The sequence below is a fragment of the Sphingobium sp. EM0848 genome (assembly GCF_013375555.1).
Lineage (GTDB): Bacteria > Pseudomonadota > Alphaproteobacteria > Sphingomonadales > Sphingomonadaceae > Sphingobium.
Genome location: NZ_JABXWB010000001.1, coordinates 2,849,530 through 2,871,480, shown reverse-complemented (window position 1 = coordinate 2,871,480; position 21,951 = coordinate 2,849,530). Strand labels below are relative to the sequence as shown.

Sequence of the window (21,951 nt, the reverse complement as noted above, 5' to 3'; positions counted from 1 at the left end):
CTCCATGCGACCGGTAGGGCAGTTTGTGGCCTGGCCACCGAACATAGCGCTACCCCATGAGCGGACCGCATGCCCTGATGGCCGCCGTCTTTCACCATCAGTATTTGAACGCCACGCTGGCGCCATAGGTCGCTGGCTTGTTGGCATAGCGCACGACGGTGTCGAAACCCGCGACCACATTGTTCCAGTAGTATTTGTTGAGAACGTTTTTTCCCCAGAAGGAAAAGCGCCAGCGTCCATCGGGCGATTCAACGCCCGCACGCAAGTCGACCAACGCATAGTCGTTGATGCGGAAAAGAGGCGCCGCACCGACGGCTGACGCCGTAAGGGTTGACGGGTTGAGGTTGCCGCCGATCACCGAGACAGTACTCGAACGATAGGTTAGGCTCGCCCCGAGGAAACCATTGACAGCATCGCTGATCGGGAACTCATAGTCGACGTTCGTCCCGACCTGATACTTTGGCGTGTACGGGACGGCGACACCGGCGAAATTTGCCGGGACACCACCGGCATTTATGCCCGCGAATCTGTCAATCTTGGCGTCAAGATAAGTGAATGTGCTGCTCACCGTCAGCGATGAAATTGGCCTGGCTACGATCTCGAGTTCGAATCCCTTGATCGTCGACTTCGGGATGTTCTGCAGCACATCGAGAATACCGAACGGCCCCGCGTCCTCTTTCGAGCGCAACTGCTTGTTCCTGTAGTCATAGTAGAAGGCGGCGCCGTTGAACTGCAGCGCCCGATCCAGCAGAGAGGCCTTGAAGCCGGCCTCATAGGCCAGCACGGACTCCTGCTTGACCGGAAGATATTGGGTGAACTCGAACGCGGAAACGGTTGGAAAGCTACCAGCCTTGTAGCCCTTGGCAACGTTGCCATAGAGCAGCACGCCAGGTCGTGGCTTCCAGTCGACGCCCACCCGCCAGGACACATTATCTTCGTGGAGCGTATCGACGTAATTGCCCGGCGATCCAGGCGCCACATTGCCGACCGCGTGAGACAATAGGTTAACCGCGAAACAATCGCCGGTCTGATAGGGTCCAAACGCGCCGCCCAGCAGAACATCGTAGAAGAACGGGCCGCTGCCCTTGGCGTCACCACTCAAGTCTCGGTTACAGCTGTCAACGGATGTTTTGGCGTTGGTATATCTAGCGCCGGCCTTCAGCGTCAGGGTGTGCGAGATATCATACTCGACGTTTGCGAATGAGGCATAGTTGGTCATTCTCTGAAGGGCCGAATGGGTTTCGCTCCGGATCGGATATCCGAGCACAGCGCCAAGCGTCGCATTGGATGATGATGCGGAGATATCGCCATCGACGATCTGATCAATCTTGCTGTGTTCATAATTAACGCCGACCACCCATCTTAAAGCTTGGTGGCTCCCATTGGATAGCCGAAGTTCCTGGGAGAAACTCTTGATCGTGCCACGGTCGCGGACCAGATCCACATCGCGCGTTGGCAAGCCATCGCCATCGGTTCCCTGCCGCTGCTTGTAATCGACATAGGCAGTGAGCGAGGTGAGTGTGATCGCATCAGTCACATCGATGTCCCCACGGAGAGATGACTGCCACATACGGTTGTCCGCGAACGGAAATCCGGGCGTCCAGTCAGCAGCGCGCGCTGTCAGTGGCGAGAAGGTAGCGGCCGCGACGCCCGGATCGAGAATTGGATTTTGTGGCGTCAAGCCGATATATTGCGCCGCAGCTGTCTGACTTTTGTCCTTCCAACCGTTGATGTTCAGCAAGAAGCGAGCGCCGTCCGACGGCTCAAAGGCGACCTGCAACCGGCCCATATAGTTTTCGACCTTGCCGTTGCGGTCATTCGGGCGCGAGTTGCTGATCTGCCAGCCATCGGCGCGCTCCACTCGACCACTCAGCCGGGCCTTGAGGGTGTCCGATAGCGGGCCACTGACATAGCCTTCGCCAATCACCTCGTTGAACCTGCCGTAGCTGAGATCTGCGCCGGCATGGAATATGTCGGTGGGCTTGGCCGCAACATAATTGATCGCACCGCCCGTTGCATTCTGACCGAACAGCGTGCCCTGCGGGCCTTTTAGCACCTCGACCCGTTCCAGATCATAAGCCGAATGCGAAGCCAGCACGGGGAAAGGCAGTGGCACCTCGTCGGAATATACACTGACGGTGGGATAGGAGCCAATCGACGTTTCGTAAAAGCCGACGCCGCGTAGCGTATAGACAGGTGTATTGCTTGATGTGTTTGTAAAGCTCAGGCTTGGAATTGTTTGTGCCAAATCCGCCAGCGAGTTGATCTGCTGGTTCTTGAGCGCGTCGCCGGAAACGACGGCGACGGTGAGGCCCACATCGTTGAGCTTCTGCTCCCGCTTGTTAGCGGTGACGACGATATCGGCAATATTCGCATCGGCGCCGTCCTGCGGCGTCTGGGCGAAAGCCGGCGCGTAGCCAAGGCCGAACGAAGATAACACGAGCGCAATCGAACACAGCGAAACTTGTTGCGACCTGCCTATAACTTTCCTCATCCGAACATCCCCTCGCTTGTTTATTCGCCCAGCCCTTGATGCACTAGGCAGTGCTTGTATTGCGCCCTCCTATGCAAAGGATGTGCCAAGTTGCGCCGCGAGCCGTAACGGCCGGACACTCAAAATCAACCCATTGAGATTAAACAACAAATTTTGAGAGAAATGGGTGCGATGCTGAACGCGATCATCGATTGTTTCGTGTGTCTCGGTTCTCTCGAGCTGCTTTCACGGAAAGCCATGTTTTTTGGGGCCAGCGTCAATCGACAAACAGGAAATGATCCATCATATTTGACGCGCTCATCAGCTACATTGACACATTCGGCCCTACGATCTACCACGATAACTATGTAACAATGCTCGGTGTCGCGGCGCTCCGCCCGCGAGAAGGCGACAAGCTGGATCGCGGCGACCGCATCGAAAATAACTAAGCAGGTGCCAGGAGAGGGCTATTGGCGACCGTCCAGAATAAGGATACTTTTCAGGATCGCGGCCACATAATGCTGGCCGGCGAAACCGGCGCGAGCCGGATCAACGGCCACCGGATTACCGACCTCCTTCAACGCCTGATGTTCGATCCGGCGCGTGGACGGATTTGGTTCGACGACCGGCGCATGATCCTCCTGCAGGCGAAATTCCTCGGCGTGCTCAGGTCCGAACTGATCGATACGGTGGGGCTTGAACTGACCAAGGGCCTGCTGGCCCGGATCGGCTATCTCTCGGGAGAAGATGACGGGCAAATGGCCCGCAAGCTAAGCGACAGCAATACCGGCGTTATCGAAGCCATTGCGACGGGAATGCAGTTCCATTCGATCGAAGGGATCGTGACCGTCGAACTAGTCAAGCTGGAGATCAGCGAGGAAGATGAACATTTCTACGGCGAGTTCCTGTGGCGCGACTGCGCCGAGGAAGAGATGCACACGACAACCTACGGCAAGTCGCAGGAGCCCACATGCTGGATGCAGGCAGGATATGCGTCGGGCTATTTGAGCGCCTTTACCGGGAAGTCGATCTTGGCGCGCGAGGTCGAATGCCGCTCAATGGGTTTCCCTGTCTGCCGCGTGGTCTGCAAGCGCGCGGACGATTGGGAAGTGCTGGCAGGTGAGGACCATCACTGCGGGACCGGCCACGACAATCTGCGCCATTCCGGGTCCGTCCGCGCTGGAGATTCGCCGCCGTCGGGCGCTTCAGCGGATGAGGGCGAAGGCGAGGTGGGGGGGGCGCCGGAGAGCCCGGTAGGCGACTCCCCCGCGTTCAGAATGGTGATGCGCAGGATTGCGAGAGCGGCTCCGACGCGAGCCACGGTGTTCCTGCAAGGCGAAAGCGGCGTCGGCAAAAGCATGTTCGCCCGCGAGCTTCACCGGATGGGTCATCCCAAGTCGCCGTTCGTTGAGCTCAATTGCGCCGCGATTCCAGACCAACTCCTCGAATCCGAACTGTTCGGGGCCGAGAAGGGCGCCTTTACCGGCGCCACTGAATCGCGCAAGGGGCGCTTCGAGGCTGCAGATGGGGGCACAATCTTCCTCGATGAAGTCGGACTCCTCTCTCCGGGCTCGCAGGGAAAGCTGCTTCGCGTCCTCCAAACCGGCGAACTGGAACGGCTGGGAAGCAACAAGACGGTAAGGGTGGACGTCCGCGTGATCGCGGCGACCAACGAGGATCTCACCGAGGCCGTGAGGACGCGGGGATTTCGCGAAGATCTCTACTACCGATTGAACGTCATCCCAATCATGGTACCGCCCTTGCGCGACCGTAAGGACGACATCCCCATCCTGGTCAGGCGGTTCCTTCAGAAATTTGCGGAGAAGCACGGACGGAGCATCCCGGGGATATCCACGCGGGCGCTTCATGCATTGATCAGCTATCCTTGGCCCGGCAACATTAGGGAACTTGAGAACGTGCTTGAGCGTGGCGTCGTCCTCGCCGATGCGCATTGTCCGATCGATATCGAGCATCTCTTCACGCTCGACAGCGCCTTCAGCGAGTCCAGCCTGCTTGGGTTGAATCAGTTCGGCCGGATTGTGCTGAATGCCGGCGGTGCCATGCCAGAAGGCGACGCTACGGGCGCCCTAGCCGACAACGGCTCGATCGCTTCGATTGCCGAAAATGCAGTGGTCAATCAAGGCCTGGGCCTGTTCGAGATCGAAGACGCCGTGGTCCGTGCGACTCTCAAGGCCACCGACGGCAATGTGTCGCACGCCGCACGCTTGCTCAAGATTTCGCGTGGGCAGCTCGATCATCGGATTAAGCGGCTGGACGGCAAGCAATGATCGCAATGGAGGTTTTGTGACGGAGAGGTCTACCGCTACGATGAGGCGTTCGACCCGGACGCGGCTGATGACGCGCCAGAAACTTATCGACGCGACACGACGCATCATGATGAACCGGAATCCCGAAGCAGCCACTATCGCCGATATCACCGAGGAAGCTGATGTAGGCTTCGGCAGTTTCTATAATCACTTCAGCTCGAAGCAGGACATACTCGACGCCATCTACGACAGCTGCAGCGCGGATTTCGTTGCTGTCGCGCGCGACATGATCTCCGATGAATCGGACGTCACCCGGAATATTTCATATCTCCTGCGGCTCGTGCTGTGTCGATCGCGGGCGGATCACCTGTGGGCGCGATGCATGGCAAAAGAGCTGGTGGCGAGTGACACTTACAGCTCCGACTTTTCCAGGCTCTTCAGGACGCAGTTCTCGGTTGGCAAGCAGTTGGGCCAGATCCATTTCCTCAATGTGGAGCGGGCCTTGAGAATGGTGTTTGCCTGCCTGCATGGCGCGATCCAGGACATTCTCGCTCATAGCCGGGATCAGTCCTTCGAGGACGAGTGCATTGAGTTGTCCCTGCGCATAATCGGCATCTCGGTGATGCAGGCGGAAGTTCTGGCCAGCACGCCGCTGCCTAATCAGTTTGCTTTGGTTGCAAATGAACAATCTTGCCAAAACTCGAGCGGCATGACCGACGATCAAGGGGGTATCCGTCTCTAGCAGCCGCCACCGCGATCAGCCTCCGCGTGCGCGCAGGATTTCGCTAAAAGGTGTCAAGTTAACGGTGTGTCGAACGCCGCGTTGTATTACGGTTTCCCACCTCTTTAGTGGCTCAAGACACCGCCGCGAATGAAGCGGAAATGCCGCTTCGACTTGCGCCGAAGCGGTGCGGCCGACCCCCAATCCGCCGGAGAGCGGGTCGGCCGCAGCTTCCTCACATCTGGAAAAACTTGTCTATCAGCGAGGCGCACTCCCCCGTGCTCGGATTTTTGAACCAGTTAATGGCATTACGCTCCGGATCGCCCGAGTAGAGGCGCTCGTACAAGCCCTGCCGGGAACCGAATTCGGTGCCCGTCATGTCCCAGGCCATTTTCAGCAATTTCAGGCGCTCCTTGGAATCGAAGCCTTCCGCTATGAGGTAGCGATCCATCATCGATCCCACCTCCGGCCGGTCATAGTCGGCCTCGGTCGGGGCCAGGACGCCCGATCCCGCAGCCAATCGCAGGACGTCTACCGCCTTGGTATTGATATAGGGAAACAGGAAATTGAGCGCCGCGAAGCCCGAAACGGTCTGAAAAACCGGACTGGACAGGCCGTCACCCGCAGCTATTTTCTCGCCCTTAGCAAATGCCTCGATGCGCTTTTGGGCATCGACGATGCTCGCGGTTCGGATACCTTCGGCGATGTTGACCCAACCGACAAGCTCGCCGATGGCAGCCTGGAATTTGGGCGTCTTGTCGCGCTTGTTCATGCGTGCGACGGCCGTTGCCATCCCGGTCAGGAAACGCGTCTTCATAGTCGAACGCGTACAAGCCTGGATCACCATATAGCCAGCGCCGAACTGCATGATCCCGTTATAGGCTTCCAAATCACCGTTGACGATCAGGCGATCGTTCGGGACGAAAACCTTGTCGAAGACGAGGATGGCGTCCCCCTCGTCGAAGCGGCTGGTCAAGGGACGGTCGAAGGAATTCTGGCCGTTATCATAGGTTTGGCGCGCCAGGATCGAGAGGCCCGGTGCGTTCATGGGCAACTGGAAGGCAAGAACGAAGTCTTCCTCTCCCGCTTTGCGCGGAAAATAGGGGCCAATATAGCATTCGTTTGCGACAGGGGCGAGCGTCGAAAGCAGGCGGCAGCCGCTTACCACCACACCATCGGCCCGGCGCTCGACGACCCGAACGGCCTCGTTGGGCGCGTCATCCCTCGACCGGTCCGTCTGCGGATCGATGAGTGCATGGGTGACCTGAAGATCATTCTCCCGGCAATTGTCGATGATCTTCTGGGCCTTGTCGGCCGCCTCGCTCTTGCCCAGGACGCGCAACGCACAAACCTGGTCCATGAGATAGGCCGACATGAAATCGGTCAATCGCCCCATCAGGCCAAAGGTACTCTGAGCGCGAACATGATAGCAGGCGGCCAGTTGCTCGAACTCTTCCTTCGTCCTTGCCTCCAGATAGGTTTTACTCACCAAGTCTCCAGTGGAAGGCGACCTGAAGGTTAGCATCTCCTGGAACGACGGATCGTTCTGCTGGTCGTAGATGCGAGCGATGGTGTTGATTACACCTTTCAGCGGGCCATATTCGGTTACGTCCGTGATTAACTTTCCGTCGACAAACAACTGTCGATTATCACGAAGCGAAGTCCTATAGTCATCCCCGGTTTTGATACCCATGATTAATCCTCTTCCTATTCAAAAATGTCTTAAAATCTTCCAATGCCGGGCGTAAATCATGCATCGGCAGTGACGGACGGCGCAGCCGACAATCATGAGAACCTGCCGAAACCCGTTTCGCGACTGATCGATGCGCGGGGAAAGGAACCCCGCGAGACAGTCACAGCTTCTCGTAATCCTTTAATCGGATGGCATTTGCCGCAGACTGGATAAAACTACCGGCAGAGTCATCGTCGTCCACGGCATTCGAGCCATCCTTCAGGAGGCGAAATCGCTCTTCCCTCCTGTCGACTTCCTCTTTCGTGGCGGGCACCGACATCTCGGGGCAATCGGTCAATATTCGCTGGTTCTGCTCGGCATATGGCCGCGCTTGTTCTTCATAGCGTGCAAAGGCGATCTGGTAGTCGCCATCCGCCGCCTTCAATTCGCCAGCGAGGACATAGGCCTCCACAACCGCGAGACTGGTTCCCTGCCCAGTCAGCAATGTGGGCGCAGATGCGGCGTCGCCGATCAGCGCGACACGCCCGTTCGACCAGCGAGGCATGTGTATCTGAGTGACCTCGTCGAAGTACAGGTCGGTGCTGATGCGGAGCCCATCGAGCAGAGTCTGCACGCCCCAGGTTGTATCGCCATCAAACGCTTTGGCCAGGATTGCCTTCTGCGCTTCCAGGTCGCCTCTATCGAAATCCAGTGGTGGCGATGAAAATACCAATAGGCCGCGCGTGTGCTTGCCCGGGCCATAGTCGATGTTGCTGATCATCTTTCCGGGCATCTGACGCATCAGCCATTGACGGTCGAGCTTCAGCGTATTGGGGATCGTGAAAATTCCGGCATAGAGCCCCAGCGGTCGCTTAAACTGATCCGCAGGACCAAATGCAAGCTCGCGAACCTTGGAATGTAGTCCATCCGCACCGATCACCAGATCAAAGCGGCGCGGCGCGCCATGCGCGAACGTCACGTCAACGCCGTCCTCGTCCTGGGCGATCGACTTGATCGAGTCCCCGAAGATATATTCGACCCCCTCGCAGGCGCTTTCCTGAAGCATGTCGGTCAGGTCGTCCCGCAGCACCTCGACGTCGCCAGCGACACCTTCGCCCGCTCCGAAGTTTCCGTCGGTCTGCCAGATGACCTCACCTTCGGCATTGTACCGTCGGATCTCGCGCATGTTGACCGCCGCCTTGCGACAGGCTTCCAATATGCCCATGCGATCGGCCACCTCGACCGCCGCACCGCGAAGATCTATTGCAAAGCCGCCCTTGCGTGGGCCAGGCGAGCGTTCGACGACAGTTGGCTCGAAGCCGTAACGACGCAGCCAGTAGCCGACACTTTGCCCTGCTGAGCCAGCACCGGAAATAAGAACCGAACGATTTAGAAGCTGGGTTTCCGTCTTACTCGACATTATCATCTCCAGATGCCGTATCCAACTACGGCGATTTTCTCATTGCTGCGTTCAAGGAGTGGACCACGGCTGCGCAGGCGTTCATCGCTGATGCGATTAGTTGCCGGGCGCAGCACTTGACTCAGGTGACAATCCTCAGGCGCTCCTCCGTGATACAGCAACTTCCGTGCCATCTGAGATGGCGACGCATCGAAAAGGACGATGTGATTGTTTATATTAAGTTAAATCGGAAAATCTGCTGCGTTGAAGCATTTGCCTTCCTCAGGAATCGTCGTCGTCACGAACTCTTTGAGTAAGGCACCTGGAGACGGATAAGGACAATTCGGAACACAATTATCACAGCTGATAACAATATCAAACATGATGCGGAGTTTGTCGGCGTGCCACCGAGGCTGAGGCGCCTCGACCGTGATCGGAGTCGCCGAAGCGGGCAAGGAGGTCAGGTTGTGTCCGTTCCGACTCGTCGCCGGCCCCGTTTGGCGGGGCAGTGCTTCGGCGGTGCTAAGGGCTGCGCGCTCGAGGAAATGGGAAAGACGACGTATCTCGCCCGCGAAGGAGAGCGGCTCCTCCAGTGCCGCATATCGTCGCCTGCAGACATCGGTTGCCAGCGTGTGATGTTATAGGTGCGCTCGGCGAGGTTACGCGGCGGACAGGGAATGAATTCTGCTGGTTACAATGCGACGCCCGTCAGCACGTTGACCTTTTATATCCGCATAGCCTCAATTGGGCACTTCTTAGGTTTATGCGTCTGCACAGAGCGATATCCGAACTCGCGGCCTAGAGCGCTGCGATAGGCGGTCTCGGGGGGGTGATCCGTCGGCGACTGGTCAGCCGAGCAACTCGCCACCATATTCAGGTATATGCTCGCAACGACGTCGTTGTGGGCGCTGCCAGCCAGCTCGCCCGCCGATCCCTAATCGCCCTTTTGGGCGCCGAACCGTTCATAGCCCGTCTTATACTTTGCTCTGGCCATTCCCATGACATCTAACGCTCACGCGTTGCCAAAAGTCGTCCGAGTTTCCGAGGGTCTGCGGTCTCCAAGAACCGTGCCTGGTAAGGAGTCACCGATTAACGAAGTTATCCACCAGTGCGTTGAACTCGTCGGGACGTTCCCATTGTGCCCAGTGGCCGCATTTGGAGAAGATGTGCATGTCGGCATTGGGGATGAGCTTGCGCAGGATGAACCCGGCGTCGAGCGGTAGGACGCGATCTTCGGCGCCCCAGACGATGAGGGTCGGGCTTGCGAGCCTTTCGAGCCCCTGTTTCCAGAGATGGTCCTTGGGGTGCGCCATCAAGGTGCGCAGGGGCGGATTGGCGACCGTCTCGGGCAGCGAGGCGATCCTGAGGCGTTCCTCCAGCAACTCCGATGTGATCGATGAGCGGTCGTAAACCAGCAGGTCGGTGACCCGCGCGAGCTTTTCGAGCGTCGGTCCCTCCCCGCCATAGAAGTCGAGCATGCGCTGCAACCCTTCTGTCGGGAACGGCGACAAGGTCGGCAGACCGCCACCCGGCCCCATCAGGATCAGCTTGTCGACCCGCTCGGGGGTGTCGAGCGCCAAGCGCAGGGACGTCATGCCGCCCAGCGAGTTACCCACCAGGCTGGCAGTTTCTATGCCGGCATGGTCCATGACATCGCGCACCGAATTGGCGAGCGCGACGATGAGGCCGTCAGGCTGAGCGCGCGGCGCGGACTGGCCATAACCTGGCAGGTCAAGGACGATGACCCGGTTGCGCCGCGAGAGCGGGCCGATATTCTTTCGATAATTGCTGTAGCCATAGGCGCCCGGACCACCGCCGTGGATCAGGATGATGGCCGGTCCTTCGCCCCAGCTATCCCAGCTATGGTAGTGGACGCGGCCATCGGCGGCATCGGCGAACCGGCTTTCGGGCGCCAGGGTATCGGTCATTATCGTCTCCAGATGTAATGGGGTATGAAGGTGAGGTTCGCCGGGACCGCCCTCAGGCTGCCGGTTCGGCAAGCATTTGGCCGTATCTGTCGCGGATCGCCTTCTTGTCGATCTTGCCAGTGGCTGTGAGCGGGACTGTGTCGATGATGATGCGGTCGGGCATCCACCATTTGACGATGCGAGGTTCCAGCCAACTGCGCATCGCCGCGTCCGACACCGATCCTTCTTCCAGGGGTTCGACGAGCATGATCGGGCGTTCCTCCCATTTGGGATGATGCACCCCGGCCACGGCAGCCACCTTCACGCCTGGACACCCGGCCGCGATATTTTCCAGATCGATCGAGCTGATCCATTCGCCGCCCGATTTGATCACGTCTTTCTTGCGGTCGGTGATCCGCATGAAGCCGAACCGGTCGATGGTGGAGATGTCGCCGGTGTCGAACCAGCCTTCGCTATCGGTTGCCGAAGCTTCGGTGCGATAATAGCGCTCCAGCACCCAGGGTCCGCGCACCATCAAGGCACCCGATGCTTCGCCGTCATGCGGCAGGTTATTGCCGTCCTCATCGACGATCTTCATCGCGATACCGAACATCATCCGGCCTTGCCGGGTCCAGATGGTTTCGTTCTCCTCGTCCTTGCCCAACGCGGCCAGCGCGGGCGTGGGCGTGGAGACGACGCCGAGCGGGCTGGTCTCGGTCATGCCCCAGATCTGCTGCACCACGACGCCGAGCTTGTCGAACGCCACCGCCATGTCGCGCGGCACGGCCGAACCGCCAATGATCACCCGTTGCAGGCTGCCCGGCGTCTCGCCGGTTCGCGCCAGATGATCGAGATACAGCGTCCAGATCGTCGGCACGCCGCCCGAGAAGGTGACGCCTTCGCTCGTTATGAGTTGCTGCAGGCTGGCGCCGTCGAACCTGTCGCAGGGGAAGACGAACTTCACACCGTTGATCGCACCCGCAAAGGGCAGACCCCAGGCGGTCGCGTGATAGAGCGACTGGCACGGCATGACCACGTCGAAGGCGGAGAAGTTGAGCGCGCCGCTCAGGCCCGCCGCCAGCCCGTGCAGCACGACCGAACGGTGCGAGTAGAGCACCCCCTTGGGATCGCCCGTCGTCCCCGACGTATAACACAGGAACGCGCCCGCATTCTCGTCGAGCCGGGGCCAGGCAAAGTCTCCGGCCTCACCGGCGATCAGGCGCTCATAGCAGCCCCAACCATCGATCGCGCGCTCAGCATCGCTCAGCACGACATAATGCTCGACCGTCTCCAGCCGGTCGCGGATCCGATCAACGATCTCGACCATGTTGCGATCGAGCAGCAGTACTTTGCTGCCGGCATGGTTGATGGTGAAGACGAGATGGTCGTCGGGCAGGCGCGGGTTGGCGGTATGCAGCACCGCGCCTATGCCCGGCACCGCGAAGAACAGCTCGAAATGCCGGTGCGTGTTCCAGGCGAGCGAACTTACGCGGTCGCCAGCCACCACGCCCAATCGGAGAAGCGCATGGGCCGCTTGCGCCGCGCGCGTCCAGGCCCCCGCATAATCATAGCGCCATATCGGCTCATCGACATTTTTCGACACGATCTCCCGGTCGCAATGCGCCGCAGCCGCAAAACGCAGGATGTCGGCGATATTGAGTGGGGCATTCTGCATCAGTCCCGGAAGCACGTCTGTCTCCTCGATCATTCAGACGGCCTGGAACTCGTGGCCCCATTCGCTGATGCGGTCGTGGATCACCGGCTCCCAGCTTTCCTCGTCATCAATCCGCAGGCCGCCATAGCCTACCTCCATCATGAATTTGGAAGGCGTGTGCGCATAGAAGGACACGATCTTGTCGTTCGAATGCTGGCCCAGCGTGAGTCCGATACCGATCCCGGCCGCCTGCACGCGTTCATACGCCCTTTCGACATCCTCCAGCTTGTTCATCTCAAGCTCGAAGTGGTGGAGTTTGCTGTCTCCTCCGAGCCCTTCGGCAAAGGCAATCGAATGGTGTCGCGGGCTGGTGTGCAGGAACGAGGCGTGCATCGTGCTGCCGTCGGGCAGTGGCTGATAGATATAGTCGGAAAGCTGCGCGAACAGCGCTTCGCGCATGAACTTCTCGTCGCCCTTGTGATCGGTTGAGTTGAAGGCGACATGACCGAGCCCCTGATCGCCCGTCACGAAACCATGCGGCACCTTGTCGGAAACGAACGGGGAGCCCGCATCTTCCAGGCCCAGCGCGATCTCGTGCCGCGCTCCGACAGGTCCTACGAAATGGAAAAACCGGTCAACGCCCCGCAATCGGGCGGACGCATCGTCGCCATCATGCGTGGGGATACCAAGGCTTTCAAGATGCGAGCGCAGGTGGTCGAAGCTCGTTTGGCTCCCCGCATCCCAGCCGACGCAGGCGATGTCGTCCGCAGGTCCGTTCACAAAGTGAAAGCGCCGGGCCTTCTCGTCGATCCGGTAGAACAGCCCATCGCCCGACCGCTCGACGCCAACACCGATCAACCCCGCATAACGCTCCCACGCATCCAGATCCGATACCTCAAAGCCAAAATAGGCAGTCCTGATTATCATCTGCATTTCCTTTCACGAGCATCGCCGTTATTGTGGCATGTCAGTCCGACTATTGGGGGCCAGCGGGATCTCGAAGTGACTCCATGCGACCGGTAGGGCAGTTTGTGGCCTGGCCACCGAACATAGCGCTACCCCATGAGCGGACCGCATGCCCTGATGGCCGCCGTCTTTCACCATCAGTATTTGAACGCCACGCTGGCGCCATAGGTCGCTGGCTTGTTGGCATAGCGCACGACGGTGTCGAAACCCGCGACCACATTGTTCCAGTAGTATTTGTTGAGAACGTTTTTTCCCCAGAAGGAAAAGCGCCAGCGTCCATCGGGCGATTCAACGCCCGCACGCAAGTCGACCAACGCATAGTCGTTGATGCGGAAAAGAGGCGCCGCACCGACGGCTGACGCCGTAAGGGTTGACGGGTTGAGGTTGCCGCCGATCACCGAGACAGTACTCGAACGATAGGTTAGGCTCGCCCCGAGGAAACCATTGACAGCATCGCTGATCGGGAACTCATAGTCGACGTTCGTCCCGACCTGATACTTTGGCGTGTACGGGACGGCGACACCGGCGAAATTTGCCGGGACACCACCGGCATTTATGCCCGCGAATCTGTCAATCTTGGCGTCAAGATAAGTGAATGTGCTGCTCACCGTCAGCGATGAAATTGGCCTGGCTACGATCTCGAGTTCGAATCCCTTGATCGTCGACTTCGGGATGTTCTGCAGCACATCGAGAATACCGAACGGCCCCGCGTCCTCTTTCGAGCGCAACTGCTTGTTCCTGTAGTCATAGTAGAAGGCGGCGCCGTTGAACTGCAGCGCCCGATCCAGCAGAGAGGCCTTGAAGCCGGCCTCATAGGCCAGCACGGACTCCTGCTTGACCGGAAGATATTGGGTGAACTCGAACGCGGAAACGGTTGGAAAGCTACCAGCCTTGTAGCCCTTGGCAACGTTGCCATAGAGCAGCACGCCAGGTCGTGGCTTCCAGTCGACGCCCACCCGCCAGGACACATTATCTTCGTGGAGCGTATCGACGTAATTGCCCGGCGATCCAGGCGCCACATTGCCGACCGCGTGAGACAATAGGTTAACCGCGAAACAATCGCCGGTCTGATAGGGTCCAAACGCGCCGCCCAGCAGAACATCGTAGAAGAACGGGCCGCTGCCCTTGGCGTCACCACTCAAGTCTCGGTTACAGCTGTCAACGGATGTTTTGGCGTTGGTATATCTAGCGCCGGCCTTCAGCGTCAGGGTGTGCGAGATATCATACTCGACGTTTGCGAATGAGGCATAGTTGGTCATTCTCTGAAGGGCCGAATGGGTTTCGCTCCGGATCGGATATCCGAGCACAGCGCCAAGCGTCGCATTGGATGATGATGCGGAGATATCGCCATCGACGATCTGATCAATCTTGCTGTGTTCATAATTAACGCCGACCACCCATCTTAAAGCTTGGTGGCTCCCATTGGATAGCCGAAGTTCCTGGGAGAAACTCTTGATCGTGCCACGGTCGCGGACCAGATCCACATCGCGCGTTGGCAAGCCATCGCCATCGGTTCCCTGCCGCTGCTTGTAATCGACATAGGCAGTGAGCGAGGTGAGTGTGATCGCATCAGTCACATCGATGTCCCCACGGAGAGATGACTGCCACATACGGTTGTCCGCGAACGGAAATCCGGGCGTCCAGTCAGCAGCGCGCGCTGTCAGTGGCGAGAAGGTAGCGGCCGCGACGCCCGGATCGAGAATTGGATTTTGTGGCGTCAAGCCGATATATTGCGCCGCAGCTGTCTGACTTTTGTCCTTCCAACCGTTGATGTTCAGCAAGAAGCGAGCGCCGTCCGACGGCTCAAAGGCGACCTGCAACCGGCCCATATAGTTTTCGACCTTGCCGTTGCGGTCATTCGGGCGCGAGTTGCTGATCTGCCAGCCATCGGCGCGCTCCACTCGACCACTCAGCCGGGCCTTGAGGGTGTCCGATAGCGGGCCACTGACATAGCCTTCGCCAATCACCTCGTTGAACCTGCCGTAGCTGAGATCTGCGCCGGCATGGAATATGTCGGTGGGCTTGGCCGCAACATAATTGATCGCACCGCCCGTTGCATTCTGACCGAACAGCGTGCCCTGCGGGCCTTTTAGCACCTCGACCCGTTCCAGATCATAAGCCGAATGCGAAGCCAGCACGGGGAAAGGCAGTGGCACCTCGTCGGAATATACACTGACGGTGGGATAGGAGCCAATCGACGTTTCGTAAAAGCCGACGCCGCGTAGCGTATAGACAGGTGTATTGCTTGATGTGTTTGTAAAGCTCAGGCTTGGAATTGTTTGTGCCAAATCCGCCAGCGAGTTGATCTGCTGGTTCTTGAGCGCGTCGCCGGAAACGACGGCGACGGTGAGGCCCACATCGTTGAGCTTCTGCTCCCGCTTGTTAGCGGTGACGACGATATCGGCAATATTCGCATCGGCGCCGTCCTGCGGCGTCTGGGCGAAAGCCGGCGCGTAGCCAAGGCCGAACGAAGATAACACGAGCGCAATCGAACACAGCGAAACTTGTTGCGACCTGCCTATAACTTTCCTCATCCGAACATCCCCTCGCTTGTTTATTCGCCCAGCCCTTGATGCACTAGGCAGTGCTTGTATTGCGCCCTCCTATGCAAAGGATGTGCCAAGTTGCGCCGCGAGCCGTAACGGCCGGACACTCAAAATCAACCCATTGAGATTAAACAACAAATTTTGAGAGAAATGGGTGCGATGCTGAACGCGATCATCGATTGTTTCGTGTGTCTCGGTTCTCTCGAGCTGCTTTCACGGAAAGCCATGTTTTTTGGGGCCAGCGTCAATCGACAAACAGGAAATGATCCATCATATTTGACGCGCTCATCAGCTACATTGACACATTCGGCCCTACGATCTACCACGATAACTATGTAACAATGCTCGGTGTCGCGGCGCTCCGCCCGCGAGAAGGCGACAAGCTGGATCGCGGCGACCGCATCGAAAATAACTAAGCAGGTGCCAGGAGAGGGCTATTGGCGACCGTCCAGAATAAGGATACTTTTCAGGATCGCGGCCACATAATGCTGGCCGGCGAAACCGGCGCGAGCCGGATCAACGGCCACCGGATTACCGACCTCCTTCAACGCCTGATGTTCGATCCGGCGCGTGGACGGATTTGGTTCGACGACCGGCGCATGATCCTCCTGCAGGCGAAATTCCTCGGCGTGCTCAGGTCCGAACTGATCGATACGGTGGGGCTTGAACTGACCAAGGGCCTGCTGGCCCGGATCGGCTATCTCTCGGGAGAAGATGACGGGCAAATGGCCCGCAAGCTAAGCGACAGCAATACCGGCGTTATCGAAGCCATTGCGACGGGAATGCAGTTCCATTCGATCGAAGGGATCGTGACCGTCGAACTAGTCAAGCTGGAGATCAGCGAGGAAGATGAACATTTCTACGGCGAGTTCCTGTGGCGCGACTGCGCCGAGGAAGAGATGCACACGACAACCTACGGCAAGTCGCAGGAGCCCACATGCTGGATGCAGGCAGGATATGCGTCGGGCTATTTGAGCGCCTTTACCGGGAAGTCGATCTTGGCGCGCGAGGTCGAATGCCGCTCAATGGGTTTCCCTGTCTGCCGCGTGGTCTGCAAGCGCGCGGACGATTGGGAAGTGCTGGCAGGTGAGGACCATCACTGCGGGACCGGCCACGACAATCTGCGCCATTCCGGGTCCGTCCGCGCTGGAGATTCGCCGCCGTCGGGCGCTTCAGCGGATGAGGGCGAAGGCGAGGTGGGGGGGGCGCCGGAGAGCCCGGTAGGCGACTCCCCCGCGTTCAGAATGGTGATGCGCAGGATTGCGAGAGCGGCTCCGACGCGAGCCACGGTGTTCCTGCAAGGCGAAAGCGGCGTCGGCAAAAGCATGTTCGCCCGCGAGCTTCACCGGATGGGTCATCCCAAGTCGCCGTTCGTTGAGCTCAATTGCGCCGCGATTCCAGACCAACTCCTCGAATCCGAACTGTTCGGGGCCGAGAAGGGCGCCTTTACCGGCGCCACTGAATCGCGCAAGGGGCGCTTCGAGGCTGCAGATGGGGGCACAATCTTCCTCGATGAAGTCGGACTCCTCTCTCCGGGCTCGCAGGGAAAGCTGCTTCGCGTCCTCCAAACCGGCGAACTGGAACGGCTGGGAAGCAACAAGACGGTAAGGGTGGACGTCCGCGTGATCGCGGCGACCAACGAGGATCTCACCGAGGCCGTGAGGACGCGGGGATTTCGCGAAGATCTCTACTACCGATTGAACGTCATCCCAATCATGGTACCGCCCTTGCGCGACCGTAAGGACGACATCCCCATCCTGGTCAGGCGGTTCCTTCAGAAATTTGCGGAGAAGCACGGACGGAGCATCCCGGGGATATCCACGCGGGCGCTTCATGCATTGATCAGCTATCCTTGGCCCGGCAACATTAGGGAACTTGAGAACGTGCTTGAGCGTGGCGTCGTCCTCGCCGATGCGCATTGTCCGATCGATATCGAGCATCTCTTCACGCTCGACAGCGCCTTCAGCGAGTCCAGCCTGCTTGGGTTGAATCAGTTCGGCCGGATTGTGCTGAATGCCGGCGGTGCCATGCCAGAAGGCGACGCTACGGGCGCCCTAGCCGACAACGGCTCGATCGCTTCGATTGCCGAAAATGCAGTGGTCAATCAAGGCCTGGGCCTGTTCGAGATCGAAGACGCCGTGGTCCGTGCGACTCTCAAGGCCACCGACGGCAATGTGTCGCACGCCGCACGCTTGCTCAAGATTTCGCGTGGGCAGCTCGATCATCGGATTAAGCGGCTGGACGGCAAGCAATGATCGCAATGGAGGTTTTGTGACGGAGAGGTCTACCGCTACGATGAGGCGTTCGACCCGGACGCGGCTGATGACGCGCCAGAAACTTATCGACGCGACACGACGCATCATGATGAACCGGAATCCCGAAGCAGCCACTATCGCCGATATCACCGAGGAAGCTGATGTAGGCTTCGGCAGTTTCTATAATCACTTCAGCTCGAAGCAGGACATACTCGACGCCATCTACGACAGCTGCAGCGCGGATTTCGTTGCTGTCGCGCGCGACATGATCTCCGATGAATCGGACGTCACCCGGAATATTTCATATCTCCTGCGGCTCGTGCTGTGTCGATCGCGGGCGGATCACCTGTGGGCGCGATGCATGGCAAAAGAGCTGGTGGCGAGTGACACTTACAGCTCCGACTTTTCCAGGCTCTTCAGGACGCAGTTCTCGGTTGGCAAGCAGTTGGGCCAGATCCATTTCCTCAATGTGGAGCGGGCCTTGAGAATGGTGTTTGCCTGCCTGCATGGCGCGATCCAGGACATTCTCGCTCATAGCCGGGATCAGTCCTTCGAGGACGAGTGCATTGAGTTGTCCCTGCGCATAATCGGCATCTCGGTGATGCAGGCGGAAGTTCTGGCCAGCACGCCGCTGCCTAATCAGTTTGCTTTGGTTGCAAATGAACAATCTTGCCAAAACTCGAGCGGCATGACCGACGATCAAGGGGGTATCCGTCTCTAGCAGCCGCCACCGCGATCAGCCTCCGCGTGCGCGCAGGATTTCGCTAAAAGGTGTCAAGTTAACGGTGTGTCGAACGCCGCGTTGTATTACGGTTTCCCACCTCTTTAGTGGCTCAAGACACCGCCGCGAATGAAGCGGAAATGCCGCTTCGACTTGCGCCGAAGCGGTGCGGCCGACCCCCAATCCGCCGGAGAGCGGGTCGGCCGCAGCTTCCTCACATCTGGAAAAACTTGTCTATCAGCGAGGCGCACTCCCCCGTGCTCGGATTTTTGAACCAGTTAATGGCATTACGCTCCGGATCGCCCGAGTAGAGGCGCTCGTACAAGCCCTGCCGGGAACCGAATTCGGTGCCCGTCATGTCCCAGGCCATTTTCAGCAATTTCAGGCGCTCCTTGGAATCGAAGCCTTCCGCTATGAGGTAGCGATCCATCATCGATCCCACCTCCGGCCGGTCATAGTCGGCCTCGGTCGGGGCCAGGACGCCCGATCCCGCAGCCAATCGCAGGACGTCTACCGCCTTGGTATTGATATAGGGAAACAGGAAATTGAGCGCCGCGAAGCCCGAAACGGTCTGAAAAACCGGACTGGACAGGCCGTCACCCGCAGCTATTTTCTCGCCCTTAGCAAATGCCTCGATGCGCTTTTGGGCATCGACGATGCTCGCGGTTCGGATACCTTCGGCGATGTTGACCCAACCGACAAGCTCGCCGATGGCAGCCTGGAATTTGGGCGTCTTGTCGCGCTTGTTCATGCGTGCGACGGCCGTTGCCATCCCGGTCAGGAAACGCGTCTTCATAGTCGAACGCGTACAAGCCTGGATCACCATATAGCCAGCGCCGAACTGCATGATCCCGTTATAGGCTTCCAAATCACCGTTGACGATCAGGCGATCGTTCGGGACGAAAACCTTGTCGAAGACGAGGATGGCGTCCCCCTCGTCGAAGCGGCTGGTCAAGGGACGGTCGAAGGAATTCTGGCCGTTATCATAGGTTTGGCGCGCCAGGATCGAGAGGCCCGGTGCGTTCATGGGCAACTGGAAGGCAAGAACGAAGTCTTCCTCTCCCGCTTTGCGCGGAAAATAGGGGCCAATATAGCATTCGTTTGCGACAGGGGCGAGCGTCGAAAGCAGGCGGCAGCCGCTTACCACCACACCATCGGCCCGGCGCTCGACGACCCGAACGGCCTCGTTGGGCGCGTCATCCCTCGACCGGTCCGTCTGCGGATCGATGAGTGCATGGGTGACCTGAAGATCATTCTCCCGGCAATTGTCGATGATCTTCTGGGCCTTGTCGGCCGCCTCGCTCTTGCCCAGGACGCGCAACGCACAAACCTGGTCCATGAGATAGGCCGACATGAAATCGGTCAATCGCCCCATCAGGCCAAAGGTACTCTGAGCGCGAACATGATAGCAGGCGGCCAGTTGCTCGAACTCTTCCTTCGTCCTTGCCTCCAGATAGGTTTTACTCACCAAGTCTCCAGTGGAAGGCGACCTGAAGGTTAGCATCTCCTGGAACGACGGATCGTTCTGCTGGTCGTAGATGCGAGCGATGGTGTTGATTACACCTTTCAGCGGGCCATATTCGGTTACGTCCGTGATTAACTTTCCGTCGACAAACAACTGTCGATTATCACGAAGCGAAGTCCTATAGTCATCCCCGGTTTTGATACCCATGATTAATCCTCTTCCTATTCAAAAATGTCTTAAAATCTTCCAATGCCGGGCGTAAATCATGCATCGGCAGTGACGGACGGCGCAGCCGACAATCATGAGAACCTGCCGAAACCCGTTTCGCGACTGATCGATGCGCGGGGAAAGGAACCCCGCGAGACAGTCACAGCTTCTCGTAATCCTTTAATCGGATGGCATTTGCCGCAGACTGGATAAAACTACCGGCAGAGTCATCGTCGTCCACGGCATTCGAGCCATCCTTCAGGAGGCGAAATCGCTCTTCCCTCCTGTCGACTTCCTCTTTCGTGGCGGGCACCGACATCTCGGGGCAATCGGTCAATATTCGCTGGTTCTGCTCGGCATATGGCCGCGCTTGTTCTTCATAGCGTGCAAAGGCGATCTGGTAGTCGCCATCCGCCGCCTTCAATTCGCCAGCGAGGACATAGGCCTCCACAACCGCGAGACTGGTTCCCTGCCCAGTCAGCAATGTGGGCGCAGATGCGGCGTCGCCGATCAGCGCGACACGCCCGTTCGACCAGCGAGGCATGTGTATCTGAGTGACCTCGTCGAAGTACAGGTCGGTGCTGATGCGGAGCCCATCGAGCAGAGTCTGCACGCCCCAGGTTGTATCGCCATCAAACGCTTTGGCCAGGATTGCCTTCTGCGCTTCCAGGTCGCCTCTATCGAAATCCAGTGGTGGCGATGAAAATACCAATAGGCCGCGCGTGTGCTTGCCCGGGCCATAGTCGATGTTGCTGATCATCTTTCCGGGCATCTGACGCATCAGCCATTGACGGTCGAGCTTCAGCGTATTGGGGATCGTGAAAATTCCGGCATAGAGCCCCAGCGGTCGCTTAAACTGATCCGCAGGACCAAATGCAAGCTCGCGAACCTTGGAATGTAGTCCATCCGCACCGATCACCAGATCAAAGCGGCGCGGCGCGCCATGCGCGAACGTCACGTCAACGCCGTCCTCGTCCTGGGCGATCGACTTGATCGAGTCCCCGAAGATATATTCGACCCCCTCGCAGGCGCTTTCCTGAAGCATGTCGGTCAGGTCGTCCCGCAGCACCTCGACGTCGCCAGCGACACCTTCGCCCGCTCCGAAGTTTCCGTCGGTCTGCCAGATGACCTCACCTTCGGCATTGTACCGTCGGATCTCGCGCATGTTGACCGCCGCCTTGCGACAGGCTTCCAATATGCCCATGCGATCGGCCACCTCGACCGCCGCACCGCGAAGATCTATTGCAAAGCCGCCCTTGCGTGGGCCAGGCGAGCGTTCGACGACAGTTGGCTCGAAGCCGTAACGACGCAGCCAGTAGCCGACACTTTGCCCTGCTGAGCCAGCACCGGAAATAAGAACCGAACGATTTAGAAGCTGGGTTTCCGTCTTACTCGACATTATCATCTCCAGATGCCGTATCCAACTACGGCGATTTTCTCATTGCTGCGTTCAAGGAGTGGACCACGGCTGCGCAGGCGTTCATCGCTGATGCGATTAGTTGCCGGGCGCAGCACTTGACTCAGGTGACAATCCTCAGGCGCTCCTCCGTGATACAGCAACTTCCGTGCCATCTGAGATGGCGACGCATCGAAAAGGACGATGTGATTGTTTATATTAAGTTAAATCGGAAAATCTGCTGCGTTGAAGCATTTGCCTTCCTCAGGAATCGTCGTCGTCACGAACTCTTTGAGTAAGGC

Annotated in this window: 13 protein-coding genes and 1 pseudogene; 5 read left to right on the top strand and 9 right to left on the bottom strand. The window is 58.6% G+C overall.

Features of this window, described 5'->3' with window-relative positions; translation table 11 throughout:
• Window positions 1-97: 97 nt before the first annotated feature.
• Window positions 98-2,494 carry a TonB-dependent receptor gene (locus tag HUK73_RS13915; protein ID WP_176592425.1) on the bottom strand — a complete coding sequence of 799 codons (2,397 nt, stop codon included), beginning with the start codon at window positions 2,492-2,494 and terminating at the stop codon, window positions 98-100.
• A 449-nt stretch (window positions 2,495-2,943) separates the two neighbouring features.
• On the opposite strand from HUK73_RS13915, the gene HUK73_RS13910 reads away from it, so the two are divergent.
• Entirely contained in the window at window positions 2,944-4,761 is a 1,818-nt protein-coding gene (locus HUK73_RS13910; protein WP_176592424.1) for a sigma-54-dependent Fis family transcriptional regulator, read from the top strand.
• 67 nt (window positions 4,762-4,828) lie between these two features.
• Window positions 4,829-5,482, top strand: a complete 654-nt coding sequence (locus HUK73_RS13905) for a TetR/AcrR family transcriptional regulator (protein WP_176592423.1) — start codon at window positions 4,829-4,831, stop codon at window positions 5,480-5,482.
• Window positions 5,483-5,696: 214 nt separating this feature from the next.
• Here the strand turns inward: HUK73_RS13905 and HUK73_RS13900 are convergent, their stop codons facing one another.
• Window positions 5,697-7,154, bottom strand: coding sequence for a 4-hydroxyphenylacetate 3-hydroxylase N-terminal domain-containing protein (locus HUK73_RS13900; protein ID WP_176592422.1), 1,458 nt, complete (start codon window positions 7,152-7,154; stop codon window positions 5,697-5,699).
• A gap of 160 nt (window positions 7,155-7,314) precedes the next feature.
• Entirely contained in the window at window positions 7,315-8,553 is a 1,239-nt protein-coding gene (locus tag HUK73_RS13895; protein WP_176592421.1) for an FAD-dependent monooxygenase, read from the bottom strand.
• Between the two features lie 360 nt (window positions 8,554-8,913).
• Here HUK73_RS13895 and HUK73_RS26790 point away from each other — a divergent pair.
• Window positions 8,914-9,062: pseudogene (locus HUK73_RS26790) on the top strand (alcohol dehydrogenase); the annotation flags it as partial.
• Between the two features lie 552 nt (window positions 9,063-9,614).
• Here the strand turns inward: HUK73_RS26790 and HUK73_RS13890 are convergent.
• From HUK73_RS13890 to HUK73_RS13875, 4 genes are all read right to left on the bottom strand, one after another.
• On the bottom strand, window positions 9,615-10,460 hold the full coding sequence (locus tag HUK73_RS13890) for an alpha/beta fold hydrolase (protein WP_176592420.1): 846 nt from the start codon (window positions 10,458-10,460) through the stop codon (window positions 9,615-9,617).
• 52 nt (window positions 10,461-10,512) lie between these two features.
• A complete protein-coding gene (locus tag HUK73_RS13885; RefSeq protein WP_218036458.1) occupies window positions 10,513-12,147 on the bottom strand; it encodes a long-chain fatty acid--CoA ligase in 1,635 nt (544 codons plus the stop codon).
• On the bottom strand, window positions 12,148-13,020 hold the full coding sequence (locus HUK73_RS13880; protein WP_176592426.1) for a VOC family protein: 873 nt from the start codon (window positions 13,018-13,020) through the stop codon (window positions 12,148-12,150). It lies immediately after the preceding gene.
• Window positions 13,021-13,196: 176 nt separating this feature from the next.
• The gene (locus tag HUK73_RS13875; RefSeq protein WP_176592425.1) at window positions 13,197-15,593 is read right to left on the bottom strand and encodes a TonB-dependent receptor; all 2,397 of its coding nucleotides are present in this window, start codon (window positions 15,591-15,593) and stop codon (window positions 13,197-13,199) included.
• 449 nt (window positions 15,594-16,042) lie between these two features.
• Here HUK73_RS13875 and HUK73_RS13870 point away from each other — a divergent pair, with 449 nt between their 5' ends.
• A complete protein-coding gene (locus HUK73_RS13870) occupies window positions 16,043-17,860 on the top strand; it encodes a sigma-54-dependent Fis family transcriptional regulator (protein ID WP_176592424.1) in 1,818 nt (605 codons plus the stop codon).
• Window positions 17,861-17,927: 67 nt separating this feature from the next.
• Complete coding sequence (locus HUK73_RS13865) at window positions 17,928-18,581, top strand: TetR/AcrR family transcriptional regulator (protein ID WP_176592423.1); 654 nt, start codon at window positions 17,928-17,930, stop codon at window positions 18,579-18,581.
• 214 nt (window positions 18,582-18,795) lie between these two features.
• On the opposite strand, the gene HUK73_RS13860 is transcribed toward HUK73_RS13865, so the two are convergent.
• Together HUK73_RS13860 and HUK73_RS13855 are read right to left on the bottom strand one after the other, a co-directional pair.
• A complete protein-coding gene (locus HUK73_RS13860) occupies window positions 18,796-20,253 on the bottom strand; it encodes a 4-hydroxyphenylacetate 3-hydroxylase N-terminal domain-containing protein (protein ID WP_176592422.1) in 1,458 nt (485 codons plus the stop codon).
• Window positions 20,254-20,413: 160 nt separating this feature from the next.
• Window positions 20,414-21,652, bottom strand: coding sequence for an FAD-dependent monooxygenase (locus HUK73_RS13855; protein WP_176592421.1), 1,239 nt, complete (start codon window positions 21,650-21,652; stop codon window positions 20,414-20,416).
• Window positions 21,653-21,951 lie beyond the last annotated feature (299 nt).

Coding starts and splice junctions, on each gene's coding strand:
- HUK73_RS13855 (WP_176592421.1), bottom strand. CDS start 21,652: ATGTCGAGTAAGACGGAAACCCAGCTTCTAAATCGTTCGGTTCTTATT.
- HUK73_RS13905 (WP_176592423.1), top strand. CDS start 4,829: ATGACGCGCCAGAAACTTATCGACGCGACACGACGCATCATGATGAAC.
- HUK73_RS13860 (WP_176592422.1), bottom strand. CDS start 20,253: ATGGGTATCAAAACCGGGGATGACTATAGGACTTCGCTTCGTGATAAT.
- HUK73_RS13885 (WP_218036458.1), bottom strand. CDS start 12,147: ATGATCGAGGAGACAGACGTGCTTCCGGGACTGATGCAGAATGCCCCA.
- HUK73_RS13880 (WP_176592426.1), bottom strand. CDS start 13,020: ATGATAATCAGGACTGCCTATTTTGGCTTTGAGGTATCGGATCTGGAT.
- HUK73_RS13895 (WP_176592421.1), bottom strand. CDS start 8,553: ATGTCGAGTAAGACGGAAACCCAGCTTCTAAATCGTTCGGTTCTTATT.
- HUK73_RS13890 (WP_176592420.1), bottom strand. CDS start 10,460: ATGACCGATACCCTGGCGCCCGAAAGCCGGTTCGCCGATGCCGCCGAT.
- HUK73_RS13900 (WP_176592422.1), bottom strand. CDS start 7,154: ATGGGTATCAAAACCGGGGATGACTATAGGACTTCGCTTCGTGATAAT.
- HUK73_RS13915 (WP_176592425.1), bottom strand. CDS start 2,494: ATGAGGAAAGTTATAGGCAGGTCGCAACAAGTTTCGCTGTGTTCGATT.
- HUK73_RS13865 (WP_176592423.1), top strand. CDS start 17,928: ATGACGCGCCAGAAACTTATCGACGCGACACGACGCATCATGATGAAC.
- HUK73_RS13875 (WP_176592425.1), bottom strand. CDS start 15,593: ATGAGGAAAGTTATAGGCAGGTCGCAACAAGTTTCGCTGTGTTCGATT.